10 protein-coding genes and 1 pseudogene are annotated in these 12,944 nt (G+C 33.0%); 10 read left to right on the forward strand and 1 reads right to left on the reverse strand.

Annotated features, from left to right (window positions below):
• Positions 1-1,394: pseudogene (locus FWJ34_RS13515) on the forward strand (RNA-guided endonuclease InsQ/TnpB family protein); the annotation flags it as partial.
• A gap of 448 nt (positions 1,395-1,842) precedes the next feature.
• Positions 1,843-2,976, forward strand: coding sequence for a glycosyltransferase (locus FWJ34_RS13520; RefSeq protein ID WP_308255854.1), 1,134 nt, complete (start codon positions 1,843-1,845; stop codon positions 2,974-2,976).
• A 21-nt stretch (positions 2,977-2,997) separates the two neighbouring features.
• On the opposite strand, the gene FWJ34_RS13525 is transcribed toward FWJ34_RS13520, so the two are convergent.
• The gene (locus FWJ34_RS13525; protein WP_308255855.1) at positions 2,998-3,456 is read right to left on the reverse strand and encodes a hypothetical protein; all 459 of its coding nucleotides are present in this window, start codon (positions 3,454-3,456) and stop codon (positions 2,998-3,000) included.
• Positions 3,457-3,613: 157 nt separating this feature from the next.
• On the opposite strand from FWJ34_RS13525, the gene FWJ34_RS13530 reads away from it, so the two are divergent.
• The 8 genes from FWJ34_RS13530 to FWJ34_RS13565 all read left to right on the forward strand — a co-directional run.
• Positions 3,614-4,711 (forward strand): tetratricopeptide repeat protein, encoded by a 1,098-nt coding sequence (locus FWJ34_RS13530; protein ID WP_308255856.1) that lies wholly within the window; start codon positions 3,614-3,616, stop codon positions 4,709-4,711.
• Positions 4,712-4,747: 36 nt separating this feature from the next.
• Positions 4,748-5,701, forward strand: coding sequence for an undecaprenyl-diphosphate phosphatase (locus tag FWJ34_RS13535; RefSeq protein WP_308255857.1), 954 nt, complete (start codon positions 4,748-4,750; stop codon positions 5,699-5,701).
• Between the two features lie 252 nt (positions 5,702-5,953).
• A complete protein-coding gene (locus FWJ34_RS13540) occupies positions 5,954-6,718 on the forward strand; it encodes a slipin family protein (protein WP_308255858.1) in 765 nt (254 codons plus the stop codon).
• A 134-nt stretch (positions 6,719-6,852) separates the two neighbouring features.
• Positions 6,853-9,054: an Hsp70 family protein gene (locus FWJ34_RS13545; RefSeq protein ID WP_308255859.1), complete on the forward strand. Its 2,202-nt coding sequence runs from the start codon at positions 6,853-6,855 to the stop codon at positions 9,052-9,054.
• 189 nt (positions 9,055-9,243) lie between these two features.
• The gene (locus FWJ34_RS13550) at positions 9,244-9,381 is read left to right on the forward strand and encodes a hypothetical protein (RefSeq protein ID WP_308255860.1); all 138 of its coding nucleotides are present in this window, start codon (positions 9,244-9,246) and stop codon (positions 9,379-9,381) included.
• Positions 9,382-9,462: 81 nt separating this feature from the next.
• Positions 9,463-9,969: a LysM peptidoglycan-binding domain-containing protein gene (locus FWJ34_RS13555; RefSeq protein WP_308255861.1), complete on the forward strand. Its 507-nt coding sequence runs from the start codon at positions 9,463-9,465 to the stop codon at positions 9,967-9,969.
• A 28-nt stretch (positions 9,970-9,997) separates the two neighbouring features.
• Positions 9,998-12,445, forward strand: coding sequence for a peptidase M, neutral zinc metallopeptidase, zinc-binding site (locus FWJ34_RS13560; protein ID WP_308255862.1), 2,448 nt, complete (start codon positions 9,998-10,000; stop codon positions 12,443-12,445).
• A 15-nt stretch (positions 12,446-12,460) separates the two neighbouring features.
• Positions 12,461-12,944, forward strand: a 484-nt coding sequence (locus FWJ34_RS13565; protein WP_308255863.1) for an Hsp70 family protein, incomplete at its 3' end; no start/stop codon positions are given.

The raw sequence follows: 12,944 nt of genomic DNA on the forward strand, positions 1-12,944 counted from the left end.
TAATTGGCTTGATATGTTGCGTTCTCATTACAATTTCTGTCTAAGAGATCGGATTGAAAGCTATGAGCAAGTCAAAAAGCCTAAAATGGGTAATTACTGCGACTTGCACACCAAAGCGGAATGTTGTTCATTAACTTGTTCTGTATCTAAACACTCACAATTAGGAGAACCTTTTAAAGGTGATAAAAAACGTAATGCCTATGAAATGCAATCTTCAGAATTACCTAATTTAAAGAAAACTAGAACATGGTATAAAAAAATTCATTCAACGGTCTTACAGCAAAATTTGCGTAAATTAGATACTGCTTTCAAGAATTTTTTTGAAGGTAGAGGATACCCAAAATTTAAGACTAGAGTGCGATTTAAAAGTTTTAACTATTCACCGAATCAAGTAAAGTTAAAAGGCAATAAAATCTATCTTCCTAGTATTGGTTGGATGCGGTTTTTTCAGTCTCGTCAAATACCTAAAGGTTTTAGTTTAAAGTCTGTTACTGTTAGGCAAAAAGCTGATGATTGGTATGTCTCTATTTCCGTTGAGGATAAGTCTATTCCTCAGTCACAACCCAAAGATTTAGACCAAATTAAATCAGTAATAGGTTGTGATTTAGGAGTGAAAAAATTGTTGGCATTGAGCAACGGAGAACAGATTAAAAATCCTCAGTTTGAAAAACAATTAGAAAGAACTAAAACTATTAGACAGCGTAAAGCTAGTCAAAAAAAGAGAGGCTCTAAAAATCAGAAAAAAGCCTTTCATAAACTAGCTGGCATTGACCAAAAAATAGTTAATCAAAGAACTAACTATCAATGGAATATTTCTCATCATTTAGTTAAGTTAGCAGATGTCATTGTTCTTGAAGATTTAAACATTCAAGGAATGAGTAAAAGATGTAAACCAAAACAAGATGAAAATGGTAAATATTTAAAGAATAATCAATCAGCAAAAAGAGCATTAAATCGTTTAATTCGTGATTGTTCTTGGGGAGAATTAATACTTAAAATACAGTCGGTAGCTGAGAAGTTTGGCTGTATAGTTTTAAAAGTTAATCCTAAGTTCACATCTCAAACTTGTTCAAATTGTGGTCATGTTGACTCCGCTAGTAGAAATAAAGAAAAATTTGTTTGTACTAATTGCGGATTCATCGCAGACTCAGACAATCAAGCATCAATTAATATTGGCAAAAAAGGACTAGAAATTCTTGGAATTAGTCCATCCAAGCTACTGGTAGAACATCAGAAAGTTACGGCTAAGTCTGAAATAACAGATTTGAGAAATCAGGATACATCAATGACGTTAGTTGTTGAGCCTAGCAACCCTGTACAACGCACGTTTGTTTCAGTGGAGTAATGGTCAAGTAATTGGCTGTTCAGAATCGCCCGTAAAGCTGAAGCTGTAACAGGCGAGTATGTCAATGCTACTTAGGGGTTGCTGTTGGGAATCAGAAAGCTATTAAAATCAAGAGTTTAGAAATACTACATTAACAAAAAAGTGCACAGTTTTAGTGATTTTTACTCAAAAACTTAACACTTTTGACCTTATTTTTATTGATTATAAATAGACTAAAAGAATATATTAATAACATCAAAACCTTGATTTTTCAGTATTTCTCCTAGTCATAAGAGTCATAAGAGTCTCCCTAATCGATAGACTTTTTGAGCCGATCCTATTTATGCGATCGCCATGGAATAGAAACTTAGCAAATAAAGGAGTTAGGTTTCTTTGCTTAAGGGAATTTACTTTAATTAAAGATAATAAAAAAAATAAGAACCAAAAGAGTAAATTGTGCCAGTAGTGATATATTGATTAGTTAATATTGACTATTGACTATTCACTATCAATTATTTATGCGTATCGCCCTATTTACTGAAACATTTTTGCCCAAAGTTGACGGCATTGTTACCCGCTTAAAACATACCGTTGAGCATCTACAAAAACAAGGAGATGAGGTGTTAATCTTCTCTCCTGAAGGCGGTTTAAAAGAATATAAAGGAGCAAGAATTAACGGTATTAAAGGCATTCCCTTACCCCTTTATCCCGAATTAAAATTAGCAATTCCTAACCCTTCGATTAATTTTGCCTTACAAAGATTTAAACCTGATTTAATTCATGTGGTTAACCCCGCAGTTTTAGGGGTTGGAGGAATTTACTACGCAAAAAAACTTAACATTCCTCTTGTGGCTTCTTATCATACTCATTTACCTCAATATCTTCATCATTATAATTTAGGTGCTTTTGAAGGAATTTTATGGGAATTACTGAAATTAGCCCATAACCAAGCACAATTAAATCTTTGTACTTCTACCGCTATGGTAAATGAATTAATTAGTCATGGTATCGAAAGAGTTGATTTATGGCAACGGGGGGTTGATACAGATTCTTTTCACCCTAGTTTAGCTTCGTCTCACATGAGAAATAAACTATCTCAAGGACATCCTGAAGCACCATTATTATTATATGTGGGTAGAGTCTCGGCTGAAAAAGAAATTGATAAGATTAAGCCCGTTTTAGAGAGTATTCCAGAAGCTAGATTAGCCATTGTCGGAAATGGTCCAGCTAGACCAGAATTAGAAACACATTTTGCTAATACTAACACAAATTTTGTCGGTTATTTACATGGATCAGAATTAGGGGCAGCTTACGCTTCAGCAGATGCTTTTGTTTTTCCTTCTTCCACCGAAACTTTAGGATTAGTTTTATTAGAAGCTATGGCGGCAGGATGCCCAGTGGTTGCGGCTAGACGGGGAGGAATTCCTGATATTGTTACTGATGGTGTTAATGGTTATATGTTTAATCCTGATGAGGCTGATGGTGCGATCGCTGCTACTACTCGTTTATTAGGTGATAAAGAAGAGAGAGAGCAATTAAGGCAAAATGCTCGTTTAGAGGCAGAAAAATGGGGCTGGAGTTGTGCAACGGCTCAATTAAGAAACTTTTATAAAGAGGTGGTATCTAAAAACAATTTATCTTTAGTAGCGTGAAATAATTGCTCATTCCTCATCTTATTCATCAAGATAAAAACGGTAAAATAAATAGTCATTTTTAAAATTATGATCATCGGTTACATGGTGAATAATTTTTAAATCCATTAATTCTTGTCCTAATGTAATGGCTTCTGATTTTGATATGATATAATTTTTTTCCATCCATTTTACCGCTTCAGAGCCAATAAAACATAAAGGATAAGTTGTTAAACGATATTTTCGATCTTTAATTTCTAAGCCTTTATTACCCCTGAGATCATTAACGATTTTAATGATACGCTCTTCATATAAATTGATTAATTGATTATTTTCTAACCTGACTAAATGATTGCGTAAACAAGTTTCTAAAAAAAGCCAATCTTTATCAGGATAATTATTAAACCATTGGTTAGTTATCTCTAAGGAATCTTTTGGGGTAACTTTAAATCGCATTAATAATAAGGCGAAAACTTTTTCTTTAGCTTTAAAATTGTCCATCTTAATAATGATTACTTATTGTCTAATATCAATTACTTTAGGCATTTTTTTGTACTAAGAGAAGAACTTAGTATTAATCAATTTTAGTTTAATTGCCTATAGACTTTTTTCGTGCTAATATTAAGATTCTTTAAGTTTAACGGAGGTTAAAAACGGAGTGTATAAACTAATTATCCCTCAAATAATCGTCTCTTTACTTATAGGAGGTATGGGTTTAATCCCCATAGATTTATCAGCACAAGCTCAAAATTCGCCCACAGTATCAACAAAATTAAATTCCCAACAACGACAAGAGTTAAATAATTTACTGCAAAAAGGTAAACAATACGTTACGATTGGTGACTTCAACAATGCACTTTCTATCTATCGTCAAGCGGCTACCATAGATAATGGGAATGCGAAAATATTTTCTGGTATGGGTTATCTCTACGCTTCTCTTGGAGATTATAAATCGGCGGCTAATGCTTATCAACAAGCTATTTCTCTTGCCCCTGATAATAGTGATTTTTATACCGCGTTAGGTTATAGTTTTGCTCAAATTGGCGATAATTCTCAGGCGATAAATGCCTATCAAAGGGCTGTTGCCCTACAACCTAAAAACCCAGATAATTTAATTGCTTTAGGAGTTTTATTCCTCAGAAATGGTGACTATAGCCCGATAGAAGGTTATTATCAACAGATTATTGCTTTAGATAGTAAGAATGAAACTGCATATGATATGATGGCCACGGCTCTTTATCAGCAAAATAAAAATACTGAAGCCATTGCTTTTTTAGAAAATGTGATCGCCAAATTTCCGAACAATGATGATTTAAGATTAAAATTAGCAACAGCCTATTTTAAAGAGGAAAAATCGGAGCAAGGATTAGAACAATTAAAGATTTTAGAAGCAAATGAGCCGAATAATCCCAAAGTTGTCTTAAAAATGGCAATGGTATATGAGCAACAAAAAGATTGGGATAAAGCCCTTTTAGCTTATCAAAAAGCCTCAGCATTAGATAATCAATCGATTCAAGCCTACGGCGGTACTGCTAGAATTTTAGAACAAAAACAAGATTATTTTCGAGCGATTGTGGCTTATCGCCGTTTTATTGAATTAGCACCACAAAATCCTTATGGTTATCATCGTTTAGGTTTACTATTAAAAGATAGAGGTAGAAAACCAGAAGCCAAAGAAATGTTAGAAAAAGCGAAAATTATCTATCAACAACAAGGAAAATTAGAAAAGGTAGCACAAGTGCAAAAAGAGATATAATCTAAAACTCGTTGCTATAATTACCACTGTGAGTGAATGTCTAAATCAAAATCGCAAATTCATACCTTAATTTCTGGTGTTATGGGGGGATTGTTACTCGCTTTCTTTTCTCAACCCCTCATTGTCGCTCAAAATAACAACACCATAACGAATACTTCTTCCGTTGATCTTAATATTTTTCAAGCCTTGATTCTCGGTTTGATACAGGGTTTAACAGAATTTATACCTATTAGTAGCACGGCACATCTTAAAGTGATACCAGTTGCTTTAGGTTGGGGTGATCCGGGGGTAACTTTTACCGCTATTATTCAATTAGGAAGTATTGTGGCGGTTTTATGGTATTTTCGTCAAGATTTAAAAGATTTAAGCATGGGTATTTTGAAAGCGGTTAAAACCAAAAATTATCAAGCTCAAGAATTTAAAATAGGTCTAGGTATCATTATTGGTACAATTCCGATCATAATATTTGGCTTAGGTTTAAAAATTTTAGTGCCAGATTTAGATAATTCTCCTTTTCGCAGTTTAACTACTATTGCGATAGCTTCTATTGTGATGGCGATTTTATTAGGTATGGCAGAAAAAATTGGCAGTCATCAGCGAAATTTTGACCAATTATCAACAAAAGATGGCATTTTAATGGGATTAGCAGAATCTCTTGCTATTATACCAGGGGTTTCTCGCTCAGGCTCAACGATTACTGCTGGTTTATTTATGAATTTAGAAAGGGCAACTGCTGCTCGTTTTTCTTTTTTATTGGGTATTCCAGCTATTACTTTAGCCGGTTTAGTGGAATTAAAAGATGTTTTTGAGCAAGGTTTAAAAATTTCTTATGCTATCCCCCTGACTGTGGGTTTAATTTCCTCCTGGATTTTTTCTTACCTTGCCATTGCATGGTTAATTCGTTTTTTACAGAAACAAGATACTTGGGTTTTTGTCTGGTATCGTCTTATTTTTGGTATTGTTATTTTAGTTGCCATGGGAAATAATTAAACTTAATTGAAAAAATATCACAATTTTCCCATAAGCGAAGTACCGGCAAGGGGCAGTCATCCCATTGTTAGCAAGATTTATAGAGATCTCACCATAATGAAAAACGCTATAAATAAAGTTATGATGGTTAAATAATCAGCATCAATTATTAAGTATTAAGTACTAAGGATCAATTCTTCCTATCTTTAGAGGAAATAACTTATAAAATGAGAAATAACAAATCTGTTAACAGTTAAAAGCTCCCTATTAATTATGGAAGGAATCTTCACAATACTTATCCCCGTCGTCATTTTTGCTCTAACGGGTTTTAAAATTGATCGAGAATATGAAAGAGGGGTAATTTTTCGACTGGGTAGAATGAATAGTATCAAAGGGCCAGGATTATATTGGACAATACCATTAATTGACCAAAAAGCCAAAGTTGATATTCGTACGAAAACTGTCGAAATAAAATCTCAAGAAACCATTACTGCCGATAGTGTTACGGTAAAAGTCAACGCTGTATTGTATTATCGCATTTTAGATCCAGAACGTGTGATAAATAAAATCGAAGATTATACATCAGCCGTTTATCAAGCTGCCATGACTACTTTACGCAATGTATTAGGTCAAAATATTCTTGATGACATTCTCCGTAATCGAGATAAAATGAATGTTCAAATTCAAGAAATTGTCGATGAAATTTCTGAACCTTGGGGTGTAATCATCGAAAGAGTAGAAATGAAAGATGTAGAAATACCTCAATCGATGCAACGGGCAATGGCACAAGAAGCCGAAGCAATTAGAGAAAAAAGATCTCGTTTAATCAAAGCCGCAGCGGAAAAAGAAGCATCTGTGATGTTATCAGAAGCCAGTCAACAAATGTCGAATAATCCCATAGCGTTAGAATTAAGAAGGTTACAAACTTTAACAGAAATTGGAGCTGAAAATAATACCACAACAGTAATGTTAGTTCCCACAGAATTAATTACTTTAACCAAACAAATGGCAGATAAATTGACAAGAGAAAATCAATAAATTGTTACCAAATAGCATTTATTTCACAAATTTTGCACCCTACAAGTTTTTTTTTGAAAAAAGCGCATAAATTTTCATTTCTCTACTGATATATAAATAGGGAATAAAAATTAAATAGTGAAATTCGTAAAAATATGGGAAATTTCGTTGGAATTGATTTAGGTACAACTAATTCTGTAGCGGCGTTTAAATGGGAAAAAACTCAAGTGGTTAGTGATCCTCAACATGGATTTTTAGTAAAATCAGTAGTAAGTTTATCAAATAATAACTTAATCGTCGGAAGGGATGCGTATAAAGATTTAAAGCGAGATCCAGAAAATGTTATTATCTCCATTAAACGCTTAATGGGGCGTGGTTTCAGTGATGAAGTAGTGCAACAACAGTTAAAAAACTTTGGTTATAAAATCACTCAATCCGGTCAGGGTACAGAAAATAGTATCTCGGTATGGTTAGGAGGAAAAGAATATCAACCCGAAGACATCAGCGCTGAGATTTTAAAACAAGTGGTTAAAAATGCTCAAGCCTATCAAGAAAGTATGGGCAAGAAAAATAAAATTAATCAAGCAGTAATTACTGTTCCAGCCTATTTCAACGACAAGCAACGCTACGCTACGGAAATCGCCTCTATCAGAGCAGGTTTGGGAAAACCAATTTTATTGCCTGAGCCTACTGCGGCCGCTATTTCCTACGGTTTTAACCCTAATAGCGATGATGTACAAACTATTCTGGTATATGACTTTGGAGGTGGTACTTTTGACTCATGTTTACTGACTGTTTTAGGTAGTCAGTTTATAGAGTCAGGTAAAGCTGGGGATTTGTGGTTAGGGGGTGATGATATTGATGATAAATTAGCAGAGTTAGTGAAGCAGAAGGTAGCGAAGGAAGAAGGTTTAGACAGTATTGACAGCTTAATCGGTAAGATGCCTTATTATCAGCGAGTGCAGTTTAAAGCGGATTTGAAAATGGCAACAGAGAGGGCAAAAATTGACTTGAGTAGCAAAACCGAAGCGATGGTTAATCCTTCGACTCCCCTTCTCGATGAGTTTGGCATGGCGATACCCGTTAGTGTCAAGATTACTCGCAGTGAGTTTGAGGCGATGATTTTACCCTTAGTCAACCGTAGTATTAAAATTTGTCGGGATGCTATCAAATATTCTGGTGATTCTGAAGATCAAATCGATATTATTTTGTTGGTGGGAGGCTCAAGTCAGATACCCTTAGTACAAGAGGAAGTCAAAAAGGCTTTTGGTCGTGATAAAGTGGTGGTGCATCCTCGCCCGATGTATGCCGTTGCTGAAGGTGCGGGTATTGTTTCGGCAGGGGTAACAGAAATTGTCGGCACTGTATCCCGTGATTATTGTATCGAATTAGTGGACGAGCCTCGTTTTCCATTAATTAAACAAGGGGAATTCTTACCAATTCATCAAAGAAGTCACACTTTTAAAATCGAAGCCGATGGGCAAGAATTAATCCATTTTAAGTTTTTTAGCCCTGATAAAGTGAAAGAGGGTATTGATTTCACCAAAAATGATGAGCGTATTGGCGATATGTGGTTGGCTTTAGATCAACCTTATCGTAAAGGTACTGAAGTTAAAGTTTATGCGGAATTAGATGAACAAAATTCTGCATTACAAATTACAGCTTGTTTAGCTAATAATCCATCCGTGAAGGTTAGTGGTAGTTTTTCTCGTGGTAATCAGGATGAAAAAATCAACCAAGATGTTGAAAAAGCTATCTCTCAACTTAATGAAGAGGGTGTCTTAACGGAATATGGGGTACAAAGTGCCAATCAATTAGCTGGAGAGATAGTAAGGGCATCTAATCAAATTTATCTTAACGGAGTTTTACAGCGCGATCGACTAGAAGTAGCCCAAGAAAAACTAAATGAGTTGCAGAATTTTGCTTCAGAAGATGTTAGTAATACAAAAATGTATCTAGCAGATTTTGAATTTGCCCTTGAATATTGTCGTCACTTTCTCCATGATGATCAAATTAATCGTTTAAATATTCTCATTCCAAAAATGAAACAAGCCTTAGAAACTAAGAATTTCTCTGCAATGCAACATTTAACCGAAGAAGCAAAACAAGAATATGAGAATTTACCTCAATTAGTCCATATTCTAATGTTAGTTCAATTAGGCATCATTCGTGCAAATCGTATTGCACCAGCGCACGGCAAGGTATTAGAAAATAAATTCTACACCGAATTAGATGCCATTCAACGGGGAAACACAACAACCGCCGATAGGATTTTACCAGATTTAATCCAAGAAGTACGGGAGTATCTCGATCAAGATTTACCCACAGGTACGATCGCCACTGGTTTAACCCGTTAATATCAGTAATTGAAATGAAATTAACTCACTTTAGTAGAGTTACGCTATTAGCAATGAAATTTATTTCTTTGCGAGACAAGGGTTTTTATCAATAAATCGCCTTGCAATAAATTGACAAGGCTAATAGCTAAAATCGGCTAAAGCGATTAAATAAAATTCAGTTTTACCCTGACAATTTTGAAAAAAATTATGAATTTAGATAAAAAAGAAAAGGCAAAAAAAAGTTATAAATGGGGCATTTTAAGTTTATTTATTGAGTTTATTTGGGCAATAGTACAACCTATTTTAAGTTTTATTGGTAATATTTTTCAATTTTTTAGAGCTTAAATTAACTTTATTTGTTACCTAAATATTAATTATAAGGCAATACACCACCCACCATACAAAATAACAAATAATGGAGTTTTTATGACTGAAAAATTAATTTGTCCAGTGTGCGATCGTACTGAAATTGAAACGAATATTTGTCCTAATTGTGATACAGATTTATCAACAATTCGGATGTTAAAACAGTTGCCAATTTTAGAAAATAAACCTAGTAATAAAAAATGGCTTATTTCTTTATTATTAATTTTATTATTCATTGGTATTTTAGTGGGCAGTTATAGCGGTTATTTAATTGCTAAAAATAACTATGATGCTAGTTTAGAAGCCCTGCAAAAACAAGCAAATCAAGATGTTACTAATGTTGATAATGTAGAAGAAACAAAACCAAAATTAAACGGGTGTGGCGGTTTTAATTATCGGATTAAATCAGGAGATTCTCTTTATATGTTAGCCTTACGTTTTTATGGTGACGGCAGTGCATGGCATTTAATTACGGAAGCAAATCCGAGTATCACTTCTCCGCAAAATTTAGAAATTGGGCAATTAATTTTAATTCCTAATTTGCAGGAATCCTGTAAACAATTTTAATAATTAGTCTATTCAAGAGGTTAAAACTATGGGTGTATTTGACATTTTTGATAAAACGAAAACAGTTTTTAATAATAGTGAAATTAGTCAAACAAAATTTAGTCAGGCTAAAAATAAAGCTCAACTTAAGAAACTAAAAGAAGCTATCAAAATAGCAGAAGAAATTAAAAAATTGTGGAAAAAGAATCCCTCATGGCGTGAACAATTAGTGAGAGATTTTACCATAAAAAATTTATTATCTGAGGTTGATAAGCAATTAACTTCATGGAAAATGCAGTTACAAAGAGCGGAATCTTTAGCTAGTCAAGGAAAAGCACTTATGGAATTAGATAAAAACGATCCTTTTGACAGTACAATTATTACTCAAGCTCTTGATTTTTTTACTAAGTCTAATCAACTTTTTTATGAAACTGAATATGTAGTTAAAGAGCAAATTTTAAAAGATAAAATTGACAGTAGAAATCGATTTCAGTCTCTTTATAATGAAGGAAAAAATCAAAAAGAAAAAGGATATTATCAGCAAGGTTTATCTTATCTTTTACAAGCAGAAAAAATTTATAAATCAGTTACCGTAACCACAGAAATTAGGGAATTAGAAAATTTAATTCAATTGCAAATAGAGTATGACAACACCCTAATAGAAGCAAAAAGTTTAGCTCAACAGGGAGAGTTTATTAAAGCTCAAAATAAATTACAATTAATGTTGGCAAAATTTAGCCGTCAAGATGGAGAAGAATTAAAGCAAAAATTAGACACTATTATTAATGCTAAAAGTGAGTATCGACAAGGGTTACTAGCAGAAAAAATTGATAACTTGAGTCTAGCAAAAAAACAATATCAATTGGCGTTATCTCATCTACCTAGTTTAGACTCTGCTAATTATCGTTTAGCGATCATTTATATCAGAGAAAATAACTATTCTTCCGCTTTATCTTGTTTAGAAAAATTGACGGGAGAAAATGTTAATTATTTACGAGGATTTTGTTATCTACAAAAAAATGATTGGGAAAAAGTAATCAAAGAATGGAGACAAATTCATCATCCTTTAGTCAATCAACAAAAAGAAGATTTAAAAACTTTGATTCAAAGAAATCGTTTACAAATTATTCAACAAATTGAAAATTTAGTTAATGAAGAAAAGTATCAAGAAGCCAAAAATTCTTGCGAAAATTTTATTCAAAAGTATGGTTATAATGCCAATATTGAGGCTAATTTAAACAGACATATTAAACCTGCTTTACAACGTCAATTATGGCAATCTTTTGATTTAATAACAATCATTAATCAACTAGAAAAAGAATTTAAACACAATCCAACAATTACTAATTTACATAATATCTCGATCGCACTTTATTATCAAGCTCAAATCGATAAAAATTATCTGGAAAAATGGATAGCAGTATGGGCGACAGGATTAGTAAATATTCAACAAAATCCGATTTTACAAAATATAGTTTGGTTAGGAAGTAATCCCATTGACTATGAAAAAACCAAACAGGAGTTAATCAAAATAGTAGAAAATACCATTGATAAATATAAAGACAATAACTTAAATAAATATTATCAATTAAGGGATATTTTTCGCAGAGAAATGTTAGCCATTGAGTTAATGGGAAATCCACCGAATGCAGGAGTAAAAATTCAAGAAATATTCATCACTCCTGCATTTTATCAACAGCATAAATCCCAACTAAAAAATGTTACCTTGACAAAAAATAACTTAGGAATGTTATTTACCCATTGGGGATTAGCCGTATCAGCTTGTTTAAAAAATGATATAGAAAGGGGTATAAAAATTAAACCTAATTTAACTCCCTTATCAGAAGTAGAAAAATTTGCTTATCAGTTAGTGAATTATTATGAAGGTTGTTATCATTTACAAAATAACTCATGGAAAAAAGCAAAAACTTGCTTACAAAAAGCCCAAACTGAGATTAAGAATAATCAAGATTGGATTCAAGAAATTAACCGATTATGTGAAAAACAAAGACAAAAAATTGAAGACTTTAACGAACATTTACAATTTGCTCAATTTTGGTATGATTTATTAAAGTCTAGTCAATCTGCTAGTTATTTAGCAGAATATAAAGCAAGGGAAATTTCTCAACAAGTAGCCGATGAAAAACTATCTTTTTCTCAAGCTATTAATAAGCTAAAGGAAGTACAAAAAATTGATTATAATAATGCTTTAGTGGTTGACTTAATGAGTCGTCTTGAATATAGTATAGAAGCTCAAGAAATTGATAGATTAATGAAACAAAATCGCTTTGAAGATGCCGTAAGAAAAGCTAAATATTCATCGAATCGAGAGATAAAACATTTAGTTGCTTCTATCTGCATTGAGATTGCTTTAAATGGTGCAAAAGCCAAAGAATTAGATTGGGAAACATTGCAACAATTAGGAAGATGGGCTTATGAAATTTGTCCTTATGAACCTGATTTTCGAGAAATATATAAGGCTTTAAGAATTATTTAATGGGGAGGTTTAATTATGGGAAATATTGTCGGTATTCATTTTGGTTTAAACAACTGTATAGCAGCTTTTAAATTTGCAGAAACTCAGGTGGTGCAAGGAAAAGATGGTGCATTAGTTCTATCTGTGGTTGCCTTTCGTGATAATAATTTCATAGTGGGAAAAGAAGCCTATAATCAACTATTACAAGACCCTGAAAACGTAATTACTGGTATCAGAAATTTATTAGGGCGTAGTTTTTCCGATGAAATTGTACAGCAACAGATAAAAAGAGTTGGTTATAAAATTACTCCTTCCACAGATAATGAGCAAAATATATCTATCTGGCTTGGCGGTAAAGAGTATCAACCAGAAGATATAGCCGCAGAAATTATCAAACAAGTGGTTAAAAATGCTCAAGCCTATCAAGAAAGTATGGGCAAGAAAAATAAAATTAATCAAGCAGTAATTACTGTTCCAGCCTATTTCAACGACAAGCAACGCTACGCTACGGAAATCGCCT

This window comes from Geminocystis sp. GBBB08 (assembly GCF_016743215.1).
Lineage (GTDB): Bacteria > Cyanobacteriota > Cyanobacteriia > Cyanobacteriales > Cyanobacteriaceae > Geminocystis.